General features: G+C 53.2%; 15 protein-coding genes. 8 read left to right on the top strand and 7 right to left on the bottom strand.

The window, feature by feature from the left end; genetic code table 11:
• Positions 1-6: 6 nt before the first annotated feature.
• Both ppdD and nadC read right to left on the bottom strand, forming a co-directional pair.
• Complete coding sequence (gene ppdD / locus OGY15_RS21540; RefSeq protein WP_151216747.1) at positions 7-444, bottom strand: prepilin peptidase-dependent pilin; 438 nt, start codon at positions 442-444, stop codon at positions 7-9.
• A 229-nt stretch (positions 445-673) separates the two neighbouring features.
• The gene (nadC, locus tag OGY15_RS21535; protein WP_187253724.1) at positions 674-1,567 is read right to left on the bottom strand and encodes a carboxylating nicotinate-nucleotide diphosphorylase; all 894 of its coding nucleotides are present in this window, start codon (positions 1,565-1,567) and stop codon (positions 674-676) included.
• An 87-nt stretch (positions 1,568-1,654) separates the two neighbouring features.
• Between nadC and ampD the strand changes: the two genes are divergently transcribed.
• Positions 1,655-2,218 (top strand): 1,6-anhydro-N-acetylmuramyl-L-alanine amidase AmpD, encoded by a 564-nt coding sequence (gene ampD, locus OGY15_RS21530; RefSeq protein ID WP_286541031.1) that lies wholly within the window; start codon positions 1,655-1,657, stop codon positions 2,216-2,218.
• Positions 2,215-3,069 (top strand): beta-lactamase regulator AmpE, encoded by an 855-nt coding sequence (gene ampE / locus OGY15_RS21525; RefSeq protein WP_151216749.1) that lies wholly within the window; start codon positions 2,215-2,217, stop codon positions 3,067-3,069. Before ampD ends, ampE begins: the two co-directional genes overlap by 4 nt.
• Positions 3,070-3,145: 76 nt before the next feature.
• Here the strand turns inward: ampE and OGY15_RS21520 are convergent, their stop codons facing one another.
• The 3 genes from OGY15_RS21520 to aroP form a co-directional block, all read right to left on the bottom strand.
• A complete protein-coding gene (locus OGY15_RS21520) occupies positions 3,146-4,096 on the bottom strand; it encodes a glycoside hydrolase family 43 protein (protein WP_187253725.1) in 951 nt (316 codons plus the stop codon).
• The gene (locus OGY15_RS21515; RefSeq protein WP_151216751.1) at positions 4,096-5,502 is read right to left on the bottom strand and encodes a glycoside-pentoside-hexuronide (GPH):cation symporter; all 1,407 of its coding nucleotides are present in this window, start codon (positions 5,500-5,502) and stop codon (positions 4,096-4,098) included. Before OGY15_RS21515 ends, OGY15_RS21520 begins: the two co-directional genes overlap by 1 nt.
• A 156-nt stretch (positions 5,503-5,658) precedes the next feature.
• Entirely contained in the window at positions 5,659-7,032 is a 1,374-nt protein-coding gene (gene aroP, locus OGY15_RS21510) for an aromatic amino acid transporter AroP (RefSeq protein WP_187253726.1), read from the bottom strand.
• Between the two features lie 564 nt (positions 7,033-7,596).
• On the opposite strand from aroP, the gene pdhR reads away from it, so the two are divergent.
• From pdhR to traT, 5 genes are all read left to right on the top strand, one after another.
• On the top strand, positions 7,597-8,361 hold the full coding sequence (gene pdhR / locus OGY15_RS21505) for a pyruvate dehydrogenase complex transcriptional repressor PdhR (RefSeq protein ID WP_151216752.1): 765 nt from the start codon (positions 7,597-7,599) through the stop codon (positions 8,359-8,361).
• Between the two features lie 163 nt (positions 8,362-8,524).
• The gene (gene aceE / locus OGY15_RS21500) at positions 8,525-11,188 is read left to right on the top strand and encodes a pyruvate dehydrogenase (acetyl-transferring), homodimeric type (RefSeq protein ID WP_040229997.1); all 2,664 of its coding nucleotides are present in this window, start codon (positions 8,525-8,527) and stop codon (positions 11,186-11,188) included.
• A 14-nt stretch (positions 11,189-11,202) separates the two neighbouring features.
• Positions 11,203-13,095, top strand: coding sequence for a pyruvate dehydrogenase complex dihydrolipoyllysine-residue acetyltransferase (aceF, locus tag OGY15_RS21495; RefSeq protein WP_286541025.1), 1,893 nt, complete (start codon positions 11,203-11,205; stop codon positions 13,093-13,095).
• Positions 13,096-13,270: 175 nt separating this feature from the next.
• Positions 13,271-14,695: a dihydrolipoyl dehydrogenase gene (gene lpdA, locus OGY15_RS21490; RefSeq protein ID WP_003018686.1), complete on the top strand. Its 1,425-nt coding sequence runs from the start codon at positions 13,271-13,273 to the stop codon at positions 14,693-14,695.
• A gap of 193 nt (positions 14,696-14,888) precedes the next feature.
• Positions 14,889-15,620 (top strand): conjugal transfer complement resistance protein TraT, encoded by a 732-nt coding sequence (gene traT, locus OGY15_RS21485; RefSeq protein WP_032940388.1) that lies wholly within the window; start codon positions 14,889-14,891, stop codon positions 15,618-15,620.
• Positions 15,621-15,688: 68 nt separating this feature from the next.
• Here the strand turns inward: traT and OGY15_RS21480 are convergent, their stop codons facing one another.
• Both OGY15_RS21480 and OGY15_RS21475 read right to left on the bottom strand, forming a co-directional pair.
• Entirely contained in the window at positions 15,689-16,483 is a 795-nt protein-coding gene (locus OGY15_RS21480) for a DUF2950 family protein (protein ID WP_286541022.1), read from the bottom strand.
• Positions 16,484-16,493: 10 nt separating this feature from the next.
• Positions 16,494-18,080, bottom strand: coding sequence for a DUF3300 domain-containing protein (locus OGY15_RS21475; RefSeq protein ID WP_286541021.1), 1,587 nt, complete (start codon positions 18,078-18,080; stop codon positions 16,494-16,496).
• A gap of 448 nt (positions 18,081-18,528) precedes the next feature.
• Here OGY15_RS21475 and acnB point away from each other — a divergent pair, with 448 nt between their 5' ends.
• On the top strand, positions 18,529-21,126 hold the full coding sequence (gene acnB / locus OGY15_RS21470) for a bifunctional aconitate hydratase 2/2-methylisocitrate dehydratase (RefSeq protein ID WP_151216756.1): 2,598 nt from the start codon (positions 18,529-18,531) through the stop codon (positions 21,124-21,126).
• The last annotated feature ends 88 nt before the right edge of the window (positions 21,127-21,214 follow it).

Raw genomic sequence — 21,214 nt, 5'->3', positions numbered from 1 at the left:
TTTTCCTTAGTTGATATCGAAACGAAAAACGTCTTCGCAGGCCTGTTGCAATGCGCTGTCATTCTGGATGACGCAGTTACGACTCCAGCCAGTAATGCCGTTTGCATCGTCCCAACCCGGCGCCATGGTGATGCTTAGCCCGTTCAGGCTTTCCTGCCCGCTGAGGCTGACAATGCCTTTTTCCACGCTCATGGCGGAGACATATCGGGTGGTGGTTGGAGAAGGGATGCCATTGGTTCCGGCATCGCAGGTTTCTGTCCCGCCATGCTCCAGCGCACAAAGCTCAACTGCCGTGCGATAGGGAACAAAGGTTTGCAGCATGTCGGTCAGCGCGGCTTTGCGCAGATAGTTTTGATAAGCCGGAATGCCGATGGCGCTAAGAATGGCAATAATGCCAATGACCACCATAAGTTCGATAAGCGTGAATCCTCGTTGCTTGTCCATCGTTCGCTCCTTGAGTTAGCTGGCGCTACTTTGGCAAACGCTCTGGGCCACGGCGAGAGGCAAATAACTGAATGGGAAGGCGGGTTCCGAGGATTTTTACGAGATTACAGAATCAAACAACGTATTTGCGAAGAGGCTCGAAGAAACTGCCGGATAACGGCGAAAACGCCTTCTCCGGCATGCAGAATGGCCCGATAAGCAAAGCGCCATCGGGCAATACAAACAGCAATTAGCGAAAACGCATGGAGAGATCGAGCGCGCGAACGTGCTTGGTCAACGCGCCAACAGAGATGAAATCCACGCCGGTTTCGGCAAATTCGCGCAGCGTTTCGTGGGTGACGTTACCCGACACTTCCAGACGCGCCTGGCCGTTGGTGCGTTTTACTGCTTCACGCATTTGGTCAGTTTCGAAGTTATCAAGCATTATGATGTCAGCCCCGGCTTTCAGCGCGTCGTCCAGTTCATCCAGGCTTTCGACTTCGACTTCAACCGGCACATCCGGGTGCAGCCAGAAGGCTTTTTCCACGGCCTGACGTACCGAGCCAGACGCAATAATGTGGTTTTCCTTGATCAGGAAAGCGTCAGAAAGCCCCAGACGATGATTTGCGCCGCCGCCGCACAATACGGCGTATTTCAGCGCGGTACGCAGACCCGGCAGGGTTTTACGCGTATCCAGTAGCTGGGTTTTTGTCCCCGCCAGCAGGTCGACGTATTTACGTACTTCGCTAGCCACACCGGAAAGCGTCTGCACAAAATTAAGCGCGGTACGTTCGCCGGTCAGCAGTACGCGGGAAGGGCCGTCCAGTTCAAACAGTGGCTGATTAGCCTTAATGCTGTCGCCATCTTTGACATGCCAGGTGATGTTGACATCATCGCCCGCCAGTTGAATAAAGACCTCTTCCACCCAACGTTTCCCACAAAAAACGCCATCTTCGCGGGTAATGACGGTAGCGTGGGAGCGCATGTCTTCGGGTAAAAGCTGTGCGGTGATATCGTTATTGGCATCAACTTCTCCGCCTAAATCTTCACGCAGCGCCTGAGCTACAGCGGCAGGGATATCGAGATTTATGCGTTCCAACAGCGCGTCACGTCGGTAGTCAGGGTTATAGCGGCGAGGCGGCATGATAAAACTCCAAATTGCTAACGAATCATAAGGTGGAAACATGCTACCCTGAACCTGATATGAGCACCACCAATAAGGAGATTCTGCATGTTGTTAGACGAGGGCTGGCTGGCAGAGGCGCGACGCGTTCCCTCTCCTCATTATGATTGCCGCCCGGATGACGAAACCCCTTCTCTGCTGGTGGTGCATAATATCAGCCTGCCGCCCGGTGAGTTTGGCGGCCCGTGGATCGACGCGCTGTTTACGGGCACGATTGATCCCAATGCCCATCCTTATTTTGCCGGAATCGCCCATTTGCGCGTTTCTGCCCATTGTTTGATTCGCCGTGACGGTGAAATCGTGCAGTATGTCCCCTTTAATAAACGCGCCTGGCATGCTGGCGTCTCGAGCTATCAGGGTCGTGAACGCTGTAATGATTTCTCAATTGGTATTGAGCTGGAAGGGACGGATACGCTGGCCTATACCGATGCGCAGTACCGGCAACTGGCCGCCGTGACGAACGCCCTGATTACACGTTATCCGGCCATTGCCAACAATATGACAGGACATTGCAATATTGCGCCCGAGCGTAAGACCGATCCCGAGCCCTCATTTGACTGGGCAAGGTTTCGCGCCCTGGTCACCCCCTCGTCGGACAAGGAGATGACATGACGCTGTTTACAACATTACTGGTGTTGATTGTTGAACGCCTTTTTAAGCTGGGTGAGCACTGGCAGCTTGATCACCGGGTTGAAGTTCTTTTCCGCCGGGTTAAGCATTTCTCGATGATGCGTACGGTAGGCATGGCCCTGATTGCGATGGGGGTGACGTTCCTGCTGCTACGTGCACTCCATGGGCTACTGTTTAACGTGCCCTTACTGGTGGCGTGGATCGTAATTGGCTTGCTGTGCATCGGCGCTGGCAAGACGCGTCTTCATTATCATGCATATTTGAACGCGGCTGCCCGCGCTGACGCTCACGCTCGTGAGGCGATGGCCAGCGAGCTGACACTTATTCATGGGGTTCCGCCGGACTGCGATGAGCGTGAGTTTTTGCGTGAACTGCAGAATGCGCTGTTATGGAACAACTTTCGCTTTTACCTGGCGCCGTTATTCTGGCTGATTGTCGGTGGTCCGTGGGGACCAGTGACGCTGGTGGGTTATGCTTTTTTACGTGCCTGGCAGTCCTGGCTGGCGCGCTATCAGACGCCGCACCAGCGTCTGCAATCGGGTATCGATGCGATCCTGCATGTGCTGGACTGGATCCCGGTGCGTCTGGCGGGCGTGGTCTATGCGCTGTTAGGACACGGCGAGAAAGCGCTGCCTGCCTGGTTTGCATCGCTTGCTGATCTCCATACTTCGCAATACCAGGTGCTTACTCGTTTGGCGCAGTTTTCTCTGGCGCGCGAACCCCATACCGATAAAGTCGAAACGCCAAAAGCCGCTGTTTCAATGGCGAAGAAAACCTCGTTTGTGGTGGTGGTGGTCATTGCGCTGCTGACAATTTATGGCACGCTGATCTAGCGATTGTAGCCGGGATTGCGACGTAACCGGGTTATCCGGTCTGGCGCATATGTAGACCGGATAACGGTGCAATGACTCAATACGTATCCGCTGGCGGGATGCCAAAATCAGGCATTCCGTTTTTGTCCCAGCGCACGAGCTTCAGACGCGTATGGCGGTTTGGGTCGTACAGCGGATCGCCCTCGATTTCGGTGTAATTTCTGGCGTGGTACACCAGCACATCTTCACCTTCCGGCGTTTGCGTAAAACTGTTGTGCCCAGGGCCGAACTGGCGATTTTCGTAGCTGGTGGTAAAGACCGGGCGTGGTGATTTGTGCCAATGCTGTGGGTTGAGCGGATCGGCATTGAGGTCAATCCACAATAATCCCATACAGTAATTCTCGTCGGTGGCGCTGGCAGAATAACTGATAAACAGCTTGTCGCCGTGAACCATGACCGCCGGACCTTCGTTGACCCAAAAACCCCGACATTCCCAGTCATATTCTGGATGGCTGAGCATCACCGGCTCACCTTTAATCGTCCATGGGTTTTCCATCTCAGCAAGATAGATATTGGAGTTCCCGGCAATATCGGGCGATTTCTGCGCCCACAGATACCACTGTTTTCCCTGATGGTTAAAGGTGGTGGCATCAAGTGCGAAGGTATCAAACTGCGTTTTAATCTGGCCTTTTTCTGTCCAAATACCTGCCAGCGGATCGCTGTCCGCGCATTCGAGCGCAAACATACGGTGCTGAAACATTCCCTGCTTGTCGAGCGTCTGTGTGTGGCTGGCGGCAAAATAGATGTACCACTTACCAGCCAGATGATGGATTTCAGGCGCCCAGATGAGTTGGCTCATGGGACCACTTTCTGGTTTGCGCCAGACGACAACCGGGAAGGCGGTGCGCAGCCCCTCCAGCGAGTCAGCCCGGCGGATCTCCAGTCGATCGTATTCGGGCACTGAAGCAATGAAATAATAGTGGCTACCGTCACGTAAAATAAACGGATCGGCACGTTGTTCAATAAAGGGATTAGGCCACTGATTCATCAGGCTTTCCTTACGGTTTCTGTTGTTTTTATCTCGTGGTATTCATTCAGTTCACGATAGTTGGCGCGGCGCTTTTCTAAATCTGTCTGGATTTGCTGCATAAACTCGCGGTCAACTTTCAGCAGACGAACCACGCCTGCGGTAATCAGGTAGCCTACGCCAGGTATGATGGTAAACAGCAGCATAATGCCGTTAATAGCGGAGTCGCTTTGCGCTTTCGCCCCTGCGTCGTAGCCGTACCAGGAAAGCAGGAAGCCAACCATCGCTCCGGCAATCGCCAGGCCCAGTTTCAGGAAGAACAGGTTGCCGGAGAAGCTGATTCCAGTGATGCGTTTACCGGTTTTCCACTCGCCGTAGTCATCGACATCCGCCATCAGCGACCAGTGCAGCGGGGATGGGATCTGATGCAGGATGTTGAGCAGGAAGTAGAGCAGCATAATCATCATGGTGGCTTTCGGATCGAAGAAGTAAAACGCTGCGGAGAAAATCGCCAGGATGATGTTGGTCCAGAAGAAGACTTTCAGTTTGCACCAGCGATCGGTTAACACCTTCGCCAACATGCTGCCGATCATCATGCCTATAACGCCAAGGCTGATAAACAATGTCGCAAATTGCGTACTCTGCTGCATAACCCAGGTCACGTAGTACATGGTGGCGGCCATGCGAATAAAGCCCGGACAGACGTTGCACAGGGTTAACAGCAGAATTTTTACCCATTGATCGTTCTTCCATACGTCTTTCAGATCGGCTTTTAAATCGTCGTTAGTCGGGACGGCAGGACGTACACGCTCACGGACGGTTGCAAAGCAAAACAGGAACATACACATGCCGATGAAGGCCAGTACCGCCATCGCCATTTGATACCCTTTGGCTTTGTCTTCTCCACCGAACCAGTCCGCCATTGGCAGCAGAGTGAGGGAGAGCAGCAGAGTTGCAATTCCTACCAATACAAAGCGATATGACTGGCAGGCGACGCGTTCTTGCGGATCGTTGGTGATGACGCTGCCGAGAGAGCAATAGGGGATATTGATCGCTGTGTAGGTAATTGAGAGCAGGAAGTAGGTGACAAAGGCATAGATAACTTTGCTGTTATATGTCCACTCCGGGGTGGTAAACATCAGTACGCTGAATAATGCGTACGGGAAAGCCATCCACAATAACCATGGACGAAATCGACCATATTTGCTGCGCGTACGGTCGGCCATTGCGCCCATAATGGGATCGGTAACGGCATCAATAACGCGTACTGAGAGCAGTAATACGCCGACCAGGGCAGGCGCCAGACCAAAAATATCTGTATAAAAATAGTTAACAAACAACATGATGGCGCCAAAAATGATGTTGCATCCGGCGTCGCCCATTCCATAGCCGATCTTTTCTTTCACCGTGAGCTTACTGGTTTCCATCAACTGCACTCCATGAATGAGATATGGAGAGAATTATTGTCTGGTACCGGTGTTTTTGCGTTGCAGGATAACGCCGCTGATATGGACTAAACAGTCATGAGTGGGAAAGTGTGAGGCAGGTAACAACCCCCACCTGGTGCAGGTGGGGGAGGGAAATTAATGTGCTTTAACTGTGCCGGCGGTTTTCTGCTTGAACAGGTAACCAATGCCAAGAACAGCAATCCATACCGGGATTAAGTACACTGAGATCGCCATGCCCGGCGTCATCAGCATAATCACCAGTACTGCGGCCATGAAAATCAGGCATACCCAGTTACCCAGCGGATAGAGCAGAGCCGGGAAGCGGGTGGTAACCCCCTGCTGCTGTTTGGCTTTGCGGAACTTCATGTGCGCCAGGCTGATCATTGCCCAGTTGATCACCAGCGCGGAAACCACCAGCGCCATCAGCAGACCAAAGGCGGATTCTGGCGCCAGATAGTTGATCAGCACACACAGAGCCGTAACCAGCGCGGAAACCAGAATGGTGTTCACCGGTACGCCGCGTTTGTCGACATTCATCAGCGCTTTTGGCGCGTTGCCCTGCTGTGCAAGACCGAACAGCATGCGGCTGTTGCAGTAAACGCAGCTGTTATAGACAGAAAGAGCGGCGGTCAGCACCACGATGTTCAGCGCATTGGCAACAAACGTATCGCCCAGTTCGTGGAAAATGAGGACAAACGGGCTGGTATCAGCCGTGACGCGCGTCCATGGCATCAGGGAAAGCAGAACAGCCAACGAACCCACATAGAAAATCAGGATACGGTAGATAACCTGGTTGGTGGCTTTGGGTATACTTTGCTCCGGGTTATCGGCTTCTGCTGCGGTGATCCCGACCAGCTCCAGCCCACCGAAAGAGAACATAATAATCGCCATCATCATCACCAGACCGGTGAAGCCGTGCGGCAGGAAGCCACCCTGGTTCCACAGGTTACTGACGCTGGCCTGCGGCCCGCCGTTGCCGCTGAATAACAGCCAGCCGCCGAAGATGATCATCGCGACTACGGCAATGACTTTAATAATGGCAAACCAGAACTCCATCTCACCAAACACTTTTACGTTGGTCAGGTTGATAGCGTTGATAATCACGAAGAAAGCTGCCGCAGAGGCCCAGGTTGGGATCTCCGGGTACCAGAACTGGATATATTTACCGACAGCCGTCAGCTCAGCCATGGCAACCAGAACGTACAGCACCCAGTAGTTCCAGCCAGAGGCGAAACCCGCAAAACTCCCCCAGTATTTATAAGCAAAGTGACTAAAGGAGCCTGCTACCGGCTCTTCAACCACCATTTCACCAAGCTGGCGCATAATCAAAAAGGCGATAAAGCCGGCAATAGCGTAACCCAGAATAATACCCGGTCCTGCAGACTGGATAACGGATGCGCTACCGAGGAATAACCCGGTACCAATCGCGCCACCCAGCGCGATTAGCTGTATATGGCGGTTCTTAAGACCGCGCTTGAGCTGATCGCCATGCTGTTGACTTTCCATCATTAAACCTCGTGTGTGGTTTTACTCTTCATCTTTCGAGTACTTATTTTTTGAACTACGCAGCAATGCGTGTGTAAGTTTGCAATTCCGTTTGTTGTATTAATTTGTTTACAGATGCTTTTGATAAAATGTTGCCTTAATACTTTTGTCTTGATCAGAATAATGATATGCGAGCGCGAATGCACCTGCTTTATGCGGGGAAGCTATCGAGTTGAATAAAAAGAAACCATTTGTAAATGCGAGTTTATCTACCTCAAAATTTCCATTTTGAATTTCTATTCATTATTTGTAATTGAAATATCGATAAATAAGCTGGTGAATCGGTTCAGATAAGATAACTTTTCGTTTCAATTCCGTTAAAACTACCTCGGGGTGGGTAAATTTAACATTTGTGCATAGTTACATGTTTGAAACGTTATATCTGTAATGTTGTTAAAATATGCCCCCTTTACTGATTTCAATCAAAACCTGTATGGACAGAAGGTGAATACTTTGTTACTTTAGCGTCAAGAACATGAAATTGGTAAGACCAATTGACTCCGGGCAAATGGCTTAAGACAGGAAATCATGGCCTACAGCAAAATCCGCCAACCAAAACTCTCCGATGTGATTGAGCAGCAGCTGGAGTTTTTAATTCTTGAGGGGACACTTCGCCCCGGAGAGAAACTCCCACCGGAACGCGAGCTGGCAAAACAGTTCGACGTCTCCCGCCCCTCCTTACGCGAGGCGATCCAACGCCTTGAAGCGAAGGGGTTACTGCTTCGTCGTCAGGGCGGTGGCACTTTTGTTCAGAGCAGCCTGTGGCAAAGCTTTAGCGACCCACTGGTAGAGCTGCTCTCCGACCATCCTGAATCCCAGTTTGACCTGCTTGAGACGCGCCATGCGCTGGAAGGTATTGCAGCCTATTACGCTGCACTGCGCAGCACGGATGAAGACAAAACGCGAATCCGTGAACTCCACCATGCGATCGAGCTGGCTCAACAGTCCGGCGATCTTGACGGCGAATCTGATGCGGTACTGCAGTATCAAATTGCTGTCACCGAAGCGGCGCATAATGTGGTGCTGCTCCATTTGCTAAGGTGTATGGAGCCAATGCTGGCTCAGAACGTTCGGCAAAACTTCGAATTGCTGTATGCGCGTCGCGAGATGTTGCCGCTGGTAAGCAGTCACCGTACCCGTATCTTTGAAGCAATTATCGCTGGGAAGCCTATTGATGCGCGTGAAGCGTCTCACCGTCACCTGGCCTTTATCGAAGAGATTCTGCTGGACAGAAGTCGTGAGGAAAGTCGTCGTGAACGCGCCTTACGCCGCCTGGAGCAACGAAAGAATTAGTGATTTTTCTGGTAGAACGTTAACCAGAAGATGTTGTAAATCAAGCGCCAATTAAAGTGCGCGGCAACTAAACGCAGAACCTGTCTTATTGCGTTCTCTGGCGAGAACGCAATGGGACAGGTTCCAGATAACTCAACGTATTAGATAGATAAGGAATACCCCCATGTCAGAACGTTTCCCAAATGACGTGGATCCGATCGAAACTCGCGACTGGCTACAGGCGATCGAATCGGTCATCCGTGAAGAAGGTGTTGAGCGTGCTCAGTATCTGATCGACCAACTGCTTTCAGAAGCTCGCAAAGGCGGCGTGAAAGTAGCGGCAGGTGCAGGGGCAAGCAATTATGTAAACACTATTGCCGTTGAAGATGAACCGGAATACCCGGGCAATCTGGAGCTGGAACGTCGTATTCGTTCTGCAATTCGCTGGAACGCCATCATGACCGTACTGCGTGCGTCTAAAAAGGACCTCGAGCTGGGTGGTCACATGGCATCCTTCCAGTCCTCCGCTACGGTATATGATGTTTGCTTCAACCACTTCTTCCGTGCACGCAACGAGCAGGATGGCGGCGACCTGATTTACTTCCAGGGCCACATCTCTCCGGGCATCTACGCACGCGCATTCCTGGAAGGTCGTCTGACTGAAGAGCAGATGAACAACTTCCGTCAGGAAGTTCATGGCAAAGGCCTGTCTTCCTACCCGCACCCGAAACTGATGCCTGAATTCTGGCAGTTCCCGACCGTATCTATGGGTCTGGGTCCAATCGGTGCTATCTACCAGGCTAAATTCCTGAAGTATCTGGAACACCGTGGCCTGAAAGATACCTCTAAACAAACCGTTTACGCCTTCCTGGGCGATGGTGAGATGGATGAGCCAGAATCTAAAGGTGCGATCACCATCGCCACCCGTGAAAAACTGGACAACCTGGTCTTTGTTATCAACTGTAACCTGCAGCGTCTTGACGGCCCGGTCACCGGTAACGGCAAGATTGTTAACGAACTGGAAGGCATCTTTGCAGGTGCTGGCTGGAACGTTATCAAAGTCATGTGGGGCGGTCGTTGGGATGAACTGCTGCGTAAAGACACCAGCGGTAAACTGATCCAACTGATGAACGAAACCGTTGATGGCGACTACCAGACCTTCAAATCCAAAGACGGCGCATACGTACGTGAGCACTTCTTCGGTAAATACCCGGAAACCGCAGCGCTGGTTGCTGACTGGACTGACGAGCAGATTTGGGCTCTGAACCGCGGTGGTCACGATCCGAAGAAAGTCTACGCTGCGCTGAAAAAAGCACAGGAAACCAAAGGCAAAGCAACTGTAATCCTCGCCCATACCATCAAAGGTTACGGCATGGGTGACACCGCCGAAGGTAAAAACATCGCTCACCAGGTTAAGAAAATGAACATGGACGGCGTGCGTTACATCCGCGACCGTTTCAACGTTCCTGTGACCGATGAGCAGGTTGAAAACCTGTCTTACATCACCTTCCCGGAAGGTTCTGAAGAGCACACTTATCTGCACGCTCAGCGTCAGAAACTGCACGGCTACCTGCCTGCTCGTCAGCCGAACTTCACCGAGAAGCTGGAACTGCCAGCTCTGGAAGACTTCGGCGCGCTGCTGGAAGAGCAGAACAAAGAAATCTCCACCACTATCGCTTTCGTTCGTGCACTGAACGTGATGCTGAAGAACAAGTCGATCAAAGATCGTCTGGTGCCGATCATCGCTGACGAAGCACGTACTTTCGGTATGGAAGGCCTGTTCCGCCAGATCGGTATTTACAGCCCGAACGGCCAGCAGTACACCCCGCAGGACCGTGAGCAGGTTGCTTACTACAAAGAAGACGAGAAAGGTCAGATCCTGCAGGAAGGTATCAACGAGCTGGGTGCTGGCGCATCCTGGTTGGCTGCTGCGACCTCTTACAGCACCAACGATCTGCCGATGATCCCGTTCTATATCTACTACTCCATGTTCGGGTTCCAGCGTATCGGTGATCTGTGCTGGCAGGCTGGTGACCAACAGGCTCGTGGCTTCCTGATCGGTGGTACTTCCGGTCGTACGACGCTGAACGGCGAAGGTCTGCAGCACGAAGATGGTCACAGCCATATTCAGTCTCTGACTATCCCGAACTGTATCTCTTACGATCCGTCTTACGCGTACGAAGTTGCGGTCATCATGCACGATGGTCTGGAGCGTATGTACGGTGAGAAACAAGAGAACGTTTACTACTACATCACCACGCTGAACGAAAACTACCACATGCCGGCCATGCCAGCAGGTGCCGAGGAAGGTATCCGTAAAGGTATCTACAAACTCGAAACCCTCGAAGGTAAGAAAGGTAAAGTTCAGCTGCTGGGCTCCGGTTCTATCCTGCGTCACGTCCGTGAAGCCGCGCAGATCCTGGCGAACGACTACGGCGTAGGCTCTGACGTATATAGCGTCACTTCCTTCACTGAACTGGCGCGTGATGGCCAGGATTGTGAGCGCTGGAACATGCTGCACCCGATGGAAACGCCTCGCGTTCCGTACATCGCTCAGGTGATGAACGACGCGCCGGCAGTGGCATCTACTGACTATATGAAACTGTTTGCCGAACAGGTTCGTACTTATGTACCGGCTGATGACTATCGCGTACTGGGTACTGACGGTTTCGGTCGCTCTGACAGCCGTGAAAACTTGCGTCACCACTTCGAAGTTGATGCTTCCTATGTGGTTGTAGCGGCCCTGGGCGAATTGGCTAAACGTGGCGAAATCGATAAGAAAGTGGTTGCTGACGCAATCATCAAATTCAACATCGATGCAGATAAAGTTAACCCGCGTCTGGCGTAAGAGGTAAAAGAATAATGGCTATCGAAATCAATGTACCGGACATCGGGGCTGATGAAGTTGAAATCACCGAGATCCTGGTCAAAGTGGGCGACAAAGTTGAAGCTGAACAGTCGCTGATCACCGTAGAAGGCGACAAGGCCTCTATGGAAGTTCCGTCTCCTCAGGCTGGTATCGTTAAAGAGATCAAAGTCTCTGTTGGCGACAAAACTGAGACCGGCAAATTGATCATGATTTTCGATTCCGCCGACGGTGCAGCAGCTGCTGCACCTGCTCCGGCAGAAGAGAAGAAAGAAGCTGCGAGTGCGCCTGCAGCACCTGCTGCGGCAGCGGCGAAAGAAGTCCACGTACCGGACATCGGTGGTGACGAAGTTGAAGTTACCGAAGTCATGGTTAAAGTGGGCGACACCGTTGCGGCTGAACAGTCTCTGATCACCGTTGAAGGTGACAAGGCTTCCATGGAAGTTCCGGCGCCGTTCGCGGGTACCGTTAAAGAGATCAAAATCAACACCGGCGACAAAGTGTCTACCGGTTCCCTGATTATGGTCTTCGAAGTGGCGGGCGCAGCGCCTGCTGCCGCACCGGCTCAGGCTGCCGCTCCGGCAGCTGCAGCGGCTCCAGCGGCTTCTGGTTCGAAAGACGTTAACGTACCGGACATCGGCGGTGACGAAGTTGAAGTCACTGAAGTGATGGTGAAAGTGGGCGATAAAATTGCCGCTGAGCAGTCGCTGATCACCGTAGAAGGCGACAAAGCCTCTATGGAAGTTCCGGCACCATTCGCCGGTACCGTAAAAGAAATCAAAATCAGCACCGGCGACAAAGTGAAAACCGGTTCTCTGATTATGGTCTTCGAAGTAGAAGGCGCAGCACCGGCAGCCGCTCCTGCGCAAGCTGCGGCTCCGGCTCCGGCCGATGCACCTGCACAAGCAGCAGCACCTGCTGCGGCAGCGAAAGCAGAAAGCAAATCTGAATTTGCTGAGAACGACGCTTACGTCCACGCTACGCCGCTGATTCGTCGCCTGGCGCGCGAATTTGGTGTTAACCTGGCGAAAGTAAAAGGGTCTGGCCGCAAAGGTCGTATCCTGCGTGAAGACGTTCAGGCTTACGTGAAAGATGCTATCAAGCGTGCTGAAGCGGCTCCGACTGCAGCAGCAGGCGGTGGTATCCCGGGTATGCTGCCTTGGCCGAAAGTGGACTTCAGCAAGTTCGGCGAAATCGAAGAAGTGGAACTGGGCCGTATCCAGAAAATCTCTGGTGCTAACCTGAGCCGTAACTGGGTGATGATCCCGCACGTTACGCACTTCGATAAGACCGATATCACCGATCTGGAAGCGTTCCGTAAACAACAGAACGCCGAAGCTGAGAAACGTAAACTGGACGTGAAATTCACCCCAGTGGTCTTCATCATGAAAGCCGTTGCCGCTGCTCTGGAACAGATGCCACGCTTCAACAGCTCTCTGTCTGAAGACGGTCAGCGCCTGACTCTGAAAAAATACATCAACATCGGTGTGGCGGTAGATACGCCGAATGGTCTGGTGGTTCCGGTCTTCAAAGACGTGAACAAGAAGAGCATTACCGAGCTGTCTCGTGAACTGACCGTGATCTCCAAGAAAGCGCGTGATGGCAAGCTGACTGCTGGCGAAATGCAGGGCGGTTGCTTCACTATCTCCAGCATCGGCGGCCTGGGTACTACCCACTTCGCGCCGATTGTGAACGCGCCGGAAGTGGCTATCCTCGGTGTCTCCAAGTCCTCTATGGAGCCAGTGTGGAACGGTAAAGAGTTTATGCCGCGTCTGATGATGCCGATTTCGCTCTCCTTCGACCACCGCGTAATCGACGGTGCGGATGGTGCGCGCTTTATTACCATCATCAACAACATGCTGTCTGACATTCGCCGCCTGGTGATGTAAGCGAAAAAGCCGGCCCGACGGCCGGCTTTTTTCTGGTAATCTCATGAAGTCAGTGAGGTTATTGTGCGAAAGACAAATCGGTTGCCGTTTGTTGTTTCAAAATTGTTAACAATTTTGTAAAATACGGGCGGATAGAACGACCCGGTGGACGACGGGTATAAATTAAGAGGTCATGATGAGCACTGAAATCAAAACTCAGGTCGTGGTACTTGGGGCAGGCCCTGCAGGTTACTCTGCTGCCTTCCGTTGCGCAGATTTAGGTCTGGAGACCGTCATCGTAGAACGTTACAGCACCCTCGGTGGTGTTTGTCTGAACGTCGGCTGTATCCCTTCTAAAGCGCTGCTGCACGTAGCAAAAGTTATCGAAGAAGCCAAAGCGCTGGCTGAACACGGTATCGTTTTTGGCGAGCCGAAAACCGATATCGACAAGATTCGTACCTGGAAAGAAAAAGTTATCACTCAGCTGACCGGCGGTCTGGCTGGTATGGCTAAAGGCCGTAAAGTGAAAGTGGTTAACGGTCTGGGTAAATTCACCGGGGCGAACACCCTGGAAGTTGAAGGCGAAAACGGCAAAACCGTGATCAACTTCGACAACGCGATCATCGCGGCGGGTTCCCGTCCGATCGAACTGCCATTCATTCCGCATGAAGATCCGCGCGTGTGGGATTCCACTGATGCGCTGGAACTGAAAACCGTTCCTAAACGCCTGCTGGTTATGGGCGGCGGTATCATTGGTCTGGAAATGGGTACCGTGTACCATGCGCTGGGTTCAGAGATCGACGTGGTTGAAATGTTCGACCAGGTTATCCCGGCTGCCGATAAAGACGTGGTTAAAGTCTTCACTAAACGCATCAGCAAGAAATTCAACCTGATGCTGGAAACTAAAGTGACCGCCGTTGAAGCGAAAGAAGACGGCATCTACGTTTCCATGGAAGGCAAAAAAGCGCCTGCTGAAGCACAGCGTTACGACGCCGTACTGGTGGCAATCGGTCGTGTACCGAACGGCAAAAACCTCGACGCGGGCAAAGCGGGCGTGGAAGTTGATGACCGTGGCTTCATCCGCGTTGACAAACAGCTGCGCACCAATGTGCCGCACATCTTTGCTATCGGCGATATCGTCGGTCAGCCGATGCTGGCGCACAAAGGTGTTCACGAAGGTCACGTTGCCGCTGAAGTTATCGCCGGTAAGAAACACTACTTCGATCCGAAAGTTATCCCATCCATCGCCTACACTGAACCAGAAGTGGCATGGGTTGGCCTGACCGAGAAAGAAGCAAAAGAAAAAGGCATCAGCTACGAAACCGCCACCTTCCCGTGGGCTGCTTCTGGCCGTGCTATCGCCTCCGACTGCGCGGACGGTATGACCAAACTGATTTTCGACAAAGAGTCTCACCGTGTTATCGGTGGTGCGATTGTCGGTACTAACGGCGGCGAGCTGCTGGGCGAAATCGGTCTGGCGATCGAAATGGGTTGTGACGCTGAAGACATCGCGCTGACCATCCACGCGCACCCGACTCTGCATGAGTCTGTGGGTCTGGCGGCAGAAGTGTTCGAAGGTAGCATCACCGACCTGCCAAACCCGAAAGCGAAGAAGAAGTAATCTTCCTGCTTTGTGAAAACGCCTCTTCTGAGGCGTTTTTTTTGACCTAAAGCTACCTGTTCTGGTAGTCATCTTATTGATATTTTCGCTAAAAAAAATTGCGCAACTGCCGATACTTTTTTCGCCATTGTGTGGCTACTGGTCGCACGGAGAAGAGGCTCTGGACTCTTATTACACGAAAAAAGGAAAAAACATGTCTTTAAAAAAAATCGCGGTTGTTGGCATGGTTGTCGCGACAATGACGCTGACCGGGTGTGGTGCCATGACTACTGCCGTTAAAAAACGTAATCTTGAAGTGAAAACGCAGATGAGCGAAACCATCTGGCTGGAGCCTTCCAGCGAGAAGACCGTCTACATTCAGGTAAAAAACACTTCTGATAAAGACATGAGCAACCTGCAAACTCTGCTGGCAAATGATCTCTCCGCAAAGGGCTATAAGGTGACCAGTTCACCGGACAGCGCATACTACTGGGTACAGGCGAACGTTCTGAAAGCGGACAAAATGGATCTGCGTGAAGCTCAGGGATTCCTGAAGACCGGCTATGAAGGGGCGGCGATGGGGGCGGCTCTGGGCGCGGGGATTACTGCTTATAACAGCAACTCCTCCGGCGCGGCGCTGGGTGTTGGCCTGGCGGCGGGACTGATCGGTATGGCCGCGGATGCCATGGTAGAAGATGTGAATTACACCATGGTTACTGACCTGCAGATCTCCGAGCGTAGCAAAGCGAAAGTGACGACGGATAACGTTGCCGCACTGCGTCAGGGCACATCCGGTATCAAGCTGCAAACCAGCAGCGCACAGGGCGATCGCGCAAAATACCAAACCCGCGTCGTGTCTAATGCCAACAAGGTGAACCTGAAATTCGAAGAAGCGAAGCCGGTTCTGGAAGCGCAACTGGCGAAATCCGTCGCTAATATCCTGTAATTTAAATTGAGTAGCCGGGTGGCTACTTCGCCTTACCCGGCTTATAAAATGTGGTCCGTTGACGTTACTCAGGGGGCGACGGGCTGCCAGCTTTTATCTGGGCTATAGGTGGACAGCGCCCGAGCTTTCTGATCAGAATCACTGCCGAGATCGGACTGGTACACCTTGTCGTCCTGGTTTATCACAAAGCTCATGACGCCCGTCTGACCATAGCTAACAGGCCAGGCAACCATAGCAAATCCGCTGCTTTTGTCGGGAAGGATACGAAAACGATAGCCGTGATAGCCCGTACCAGGCTCCTGTGGACTGAAGGCTGGGCCAAGCGGGCTTGGTGCTTCGTCGGGCGAAACTGGCCAGTACAGACCATCCTTTTTCCCATCAGAACTGACAATCTTTTGCGCGTATTTTTGGTTCATCGCAAAATAGCTCTGCTGAGCATCTACATAGGCGTGTAATGCCTCAATGGCGGCGAGTTCGTTGCGGCCAATTTCGCGGGTCTGGATCTCTTCGGCAGCTTCAAGCATGTCAAATCGCCAGCCGGAAGTGGTTTTGACAACCGGGATCGGCAGTTGCCAGTTGCTGTCTCCGACAACCAGATGCGCCGTATCACCGTCAATGACAGTGCTATGATGAACCTTCCAGTCGCGCAGGAAACGATCGACAGCATTCGGATCAACGCCTTCCGGCGGCAGAAAATCGCGCCAGTTATCGCCAAGCAGGCTGCTCATCGCGCTCTCATTTTGCTCACTAATGGCTTTGGCAAGTGCATCGGTTGCCTGGTCAGGTGTGCTAAAGGATTGCTGCGCCATCACTGAGGCCGAAAGCATGAACAACACCATTCCACTAAGTAGTTTATTTTTCATGTCGGCTCCCTTAACGATGACGAAATTCACGGTGTTCAGCGCGTCCACCAGACGCCTGACGTGGCTGCTGGCGGGCAGCGAGTTGTCTGCTTTGTGCGCCGCGCTGCTGCTGTGCCTGCCAGTTCGCGGAGCGGCTATCGTTGCCGCTCAGCGCATTGGCCCGTGGCTGAGTGCTTCTCTGCTGGGGAGGACGTTGCTGTGCGGGCTGTGATGCGCGTTTCTCTTGTCTTTGCGAGGTGGTCTGGCGATTTTCTCGCTGCTGCGTGGTGCTCCGCTTCGTCGTCTGCGGTTGGGTGTCGTAGCCACGGTAGTTATTACGCTGGGAAATTTGCTTCAGCTGTTGGCTGGATGCCTGACGCTGGGCGTCTTTCGTGCCCGTACGCGCCGTCTGCGGGAATGTTTTCCCCGTCGATTTTTCCATCTGGCTCAGGGCTGCCTGACGCTGGCTATCGCGGTTAACCGGTTTTTGCTGTGTTGAACTGAGCCCGGTAGCTGTGTTGGTGGCGTGAAAGCGGTTATTGAGTTGGCTATTAGGGTATGGCACGCCCTCGCGATAGGCCGGGTTGTGCTGCCAGGTTCGGTTGGCGTCCGTCAGCCGTTGTCCACTGATTTTATTGAAATTATCAACGTTGATATTGATGTTGTTATCACCGTTACGGTTATAACCGCCATGGTTATCCCAGTCATCATTATGATGATGATCCCAGTCATCATCGTCATCCCAGTCGATATTGCTGAAGATGGCATAAGTTGTGGCAACGCCGAGGCTGAAGCCTAAACCGTTAACGAAGCTGTTGCCAAACTGCTCACCTGGCGTTGGTGGCAGATAGGTTGGCGGATAAGCTGTATTTGGCCAGGTACCGTAAACCGTATTCGGGTTATAGGTGGGAACGTACACCACCTGCGGATCGGCGGATTCAATCTTGATTACCGTTGGGCTTGCTGTGGCCGTTGTGGCTGATGTGCTCGCTGAACGGGTTGTCGACTCGCTGGCTACGGTTTTAGACGGTGCTGCTTTGGTCACGGTGGTGACTGTCTGCTGCGGTGTCGATTGTAACGCCCCGGTCTGTTGCGCCAGCGCACGCAGGCGTTGCACGGAATCCATAACATCTTTTGGTTGTGCAAGGAAAGCATCTCCCAGGCTCTGTACCCACGGCGGATTTTCACCCATCAGCGACATTAACTGCGGAAAAGCCACCAGCGATTTCACGCTGGGATCCCAGGGTTGACTGGCAACGGCCTGAATAGCGGCGTCACCCTGCATTTTGGGGTTGTCTTTAGACCACTGCGCGGCCTGGATGACGTTGGCCGGGTAGGTTGAAGCCATCAAAATTTGCGACAGTAGTGAGTCCGGATAGAGTGCGATAGGGGCAACCCACTGATCGATTTGTGCCGCCGTGTACGTAGGTATTGCAGCAGGCGCTGGTTGGTCGACCGGGGTAGGGGCCGCTACGGGTGCTGGAGCCGGTACTGACGGTTGCTGTGTCACCGGGGCAGGCTCCGTGGTGCGACTTTTAACGAACATCACGCCAGAGGCGGCAAACAGCCCGGCACTGCACAGAAGGACAAGCAGGTGTGGCTTAAAGGGCAACTTCATAAAATGACTCCAACGAGACAAGCGCTGTGCCGTGAGGCGTTCCTGTTGCCGCGAGTATTATTCACCCGTGTTAGACAGTTTTGACTTTTATTGGGGATTCAGCCGGGAGGTCCGGAAAAAGAGTGTGAAGATTTATTACACAATTATATCTGATGGCTGAGAAATCGCTGGAATATTCAGCAGGTCGCGCTTGAAAATCAATCGTTTCAGGGCGCCTTCAGGCAGCCTTAATTGCCTCTCGCCTTGTCGCTATACCATTCTTAACGATTCAGCCAATTTTTTATGTTGCTTTTTTGTAAACAGATTAACACTTAATGAAAATCCTGTTATTGTGCCTTATGCGGTACCGGGCATTTACCCTACTAACTACTGTCTCACAGGAGCGTGAAGAGAATCGCCCATCTACAAAAGCGCCGCATTATGACAATGAGAGCGAGGAGATATCGTCGTGCTAGAAGAATACCGTAAGCACGTAGCTGAGCGTGCTGCCCAGGGGATTGTGCCAAAACCTTTAGACGCAACCCAAATGGCCGCACTTGTCGAGCTGCTGAAGACCCCGCCTGTGGGCGAAGAAGAATTCCTGTTAGACCTGTTGATCAACCGTGTTCCTCCTGGCGTAGATGAAGCCGCTTATGTTAAAGCCGGTTTTCTCGCTGCCGTCGCGAAAGGCGACACCACCTCCCCGCTGGTAACACCAGAAAAAGCCATTGAACTGCTGGGCACCATGCAGGGTGGTTACAACATTCATCCGCTGATCGACGCGCTGGACGATGCCAAACTGGCGCCGATTGCCGCCAAAGCGCTCTCTTCAACGCTGCTGATGTTCGATAACTTCTACGATGTGGAAGAAAAAGCCAAAGCGGGCAACGAATATGCGAAGCAGGTAATGCAGTCCTGGGCTGATGCCGAATGGTTCCTGAACCGTCCTGCTCTGGCTGAAAAAATCACCGTTACCGTCTTTAAAGTGACCGGTGAAACCAACACCGATGACCTCTCTCCGGCACCGGACGCATGGTCTCGCCCGGATATCCCGCTGCACGCGCTGGCGATGCTGAAAAACGCCCGTGAAGGCATTAACCCGGATCAGCCGGGCGTGGTAGGCCCGATCAAACAGATCGAAGAATTGCAGAAGAAAGGCTACCCGCTGGCTTATGTGGGTGACGTTGTCGGTACCGGCTCTTCGCGTAAATCCGCGACCAACTCCGTGCTGTGGTTCATGGGCGATGATATCCCGCATGTGCCGAACAAGCGCGGTGGCGGTCTGTGCCTCGGCGGCAAAATTGCGCCGATCTTCTTCAACACCATGGAAGATGCGGGTGCGCTGCCAATTGAAGTCGACGTTTCAAACATGAACATGGGGGACGTGATTGACGTTTACCCGTTCAAAGGCGAGGTGCGTAACCACGAAACCGGCGAACTGCTGGCCAGCTTTGAGCTGAAAACCGACGTGCTGATCGACGAAGTGCGTGCCGGTGGCCGTATTCCGCTGATCATCGGTCGTGGCCTGACCACCAAAGCGCGCGAAGCGCTGGGTCTGCCGCACTCAGACGTCTTCCGTCAGGCGAAAGACGTGGCGGAAAGCAGCCGCGGCTTCTCGTTGGCACAGAAAATGGTTGGCCGCGCCTGCGGCGTGAAAGGTATTCGTCCGGGCGCGTACTGCGAACCGAAGATGACCTCCGTAGGTTCTCAGGATACTACCGGCCCGATGACCCGTGATGAACTGAAAGACCTGGCGTGCCTGGGCTTCTCAGCTGATCTGGTGATGCAGTCCTTCTGTCATACCGCCGCGTATCCGAAGCCGGTTGACGTAACCACGCACCACACGCTGCCAGATTTCATCATGAACCGTGGCGGGGTGTCGTTGCGTCCTGGCGATGGCGTCATCCACTCCTGGCTGAACCGCATGCTGCTGCCGGATACTGTCGGCACCGGCGGTGACTCCCATACCCGTTTCCCGATTGGCATCTCCTTCCCGGCAGGTTCGGGTCTGGTCGCGTTTGCCGCGGCGACCGGCGTGATGCCGCTGGATATGCCGGAATCCGTTCTGGTTCGTTTTAAAGGTAAAATGCAGCCGGGCATCACCCTGCGCGATCTGGTACACGCCATTCCGCTGTATGCGATCAAACAGGGGCTGCTGACCGTTGAGAAGAAAGGCAAGAAAAACATCTTCTCTGGCCGCATCCTGGAAATCGAAGGTCTGCCGGATCTGAAAGTGGAGCAGGCGTTCGAACTGACCGATGCCTCCGCTGAACGTTCCGCTGCCGGTTGTACCATCAAGTTGAACAAAGAGCCGATCGTTGAGTATCTGAACTCTAACATCGTACTGCTGAAGTGGATGATCGCAGAAGGTTACGGCGATCGCCGTACGCTGGAACGTCGTGTGCAGGGGATGGAAAAATGGCTGGCGGATCCGCAGTTGCTGGAAGCCGATGCTGACGCAGAATACGCGGCGGTGATCGACATCGATCTGGCGGATATTAAAGAGCCAATCCTGTGTGCGCCGAACGATCCGGACGATGCGCGTCTGCTGTCTGACGTGCAGGGCGAGAAGATTGACGAAGTGTTCATCGGTTCCTGTATGACCAACATCGGCCACTTCCGTGCGGCCGGTAAGCTGCTGGATGCGCACAAAGGCCAGCTGCCGACGCGTCTGTGGGTGGCGCCGCCAACCCGTATGGACGCCGCGCAGCTGACCGAAGAAGGTTACTACAGCGTGTTTGGCAAGAGCGGGGCGCGTATTGAGATCCCGGGTTGTTCACTGTGCATGGGTAACCAGGCGCGCGTGGCGGACAACTCAACCGTGGTGTCGACCTCTACCCGTAACTTCCCGAACCGTTTAGGGACCGGGGCGAACGTCTACCTGGCTTCTGCGGAGCTGGCGGCGGTCGCGGCACTGATCGGCAAACTGCCGACGCCGGACGAGTATCAAACCTATGTGGCGCAGGTGGATAAAACCGCTGTCGACACCTACCGTTATCTGAACTTCGACCAGCTGTCTCAGTACACTGAGAAAGCCGACGGCGTGATTTTCCAGACCGCGGTGTAATGCGCTAACGCGTTTTGTGTAAAAACGCATCGATGCCCGGAGAAGTCGGCTTCTCCGGGCATTTTTATTTCTATTCCTTATACCCGCT

The sequence above is a fragment of the Citrobacter sp. Cu231 genome (genome assembly GCF_030332265.1).
Classification (GTDB): domain Bacteria; phylum Pseudomonadota; class Gammaproteobacteria; order Enterobacterales; family Enterobacteriaceae; genus Citrobacter; species Citrobacter meridianamericanus.
The sequence above is the reverse complement of the archived record's forward strand: the minus strand, read 5'-3'. Positions and strand labels throughout refer to the sequence as shown.

What these genes read in the sequence shown, in the direction of transcription:
- OGY15_RS21475 (WP_286541021.1), bottom strand. Translation starts at nt 18,080, where the DNA reads ATGAAGTTGCCCTTTAAGCCACACCTGCTTGTCCTTCTGTGCAGTGCC.
- OGY15_RS21480 (WP_286541022.1), bottom strand. Translation starts at nt 16,483, where the DNA reads ATGAAAAATAAACTACTTAGTGGAATGGTGTTGTTCATGCTTTCGGCC.
- OGY15_RS21520 (WP_187253725.1), bottom strand. Translation starts at nt 4,096, where the DNA reads ATGAATCAGTGGCCTAATCCCTTTATTGAACAACGTGCCGATCCGTTT.
- traT (WP_032940388.1), top strand. Translation starts at nt 14,889, where the DNA reads ATGTCTTTAAAAAAAATCGCGGTTGTTGGCATGGTTGTCGCGACAATG.
- OGY15_RS21515 (WP_151216751.1), bottom strand. Translation starts at nt 5,502, where the DNA reads ATGGAAACCAGTAAGCTCACGGTGAAAGAAAAGATCGGCTATGGAATG.
- aroP (WP_187253726.1), bottom strand. Translation starts at nt 7,032, where the DNA reads ATGATGGAAAGTCAACAGCATGGCGATCAGCTCAAGCGCGGTCTTAAG.
- pdhR (WP_151216752.1), top strand. Translation starts at nt 7,597, where the DNA reads ATGGCCTACAGCAAAATCCGCCAACCAAAACTCTCCGATGTGATTGAG.
- ampE (WP_151216749.1), top strand. Translation starts at nt 2,215, where the DNA reads ATGACGCTGTTTACAACATTACTGGTGTTGATTGTTGAACGCCTTTTT.
- aceF (WP_286541025.1), top strand. Translation starts at nt 11,203, where the DNA reads ATGGCTATCGAAATCAATGTACCGGACATCGGGGCTGATGAAGTTGAA.
- aceE (WP_040229997.1), top strand. Translation starts at nt 8,525, where the DNA reads ATGTCAGAACGTTTCCCAAATGACGTGGATCCGATCGAAACTCGCGAC.
- nadC (WP_187253724.1), bottom strand. Translation starts at nt 1,567, where the DNA reads ATGCCGCCTCGCCGCTATAACCCTGACTACCGACGTGACGCGCTGTTG.
- lpdA (WP_003018686.1), top strand. Translation starts at nt 13,271, where the DNA reads ATGAGCACTGAAATCAAAACTCAGGTCGTGGTACTTGGGGCAGGCCCT.
- ppdD (WP_151216747.1), bottom strand. Translation starts at nt 444, where the DNA reads ATGGACAAGCAACGAGGATTCACGCTTATCGAACTTATGGTGGTCATT.
- ampD (WP_286541031.1), top strand. Translation starts at nt 1,655, where the DNA reads ATGTTGTTAGACGAGGGCTGGCTGGCAGAGGCGCGACGCGTTCCCTCT.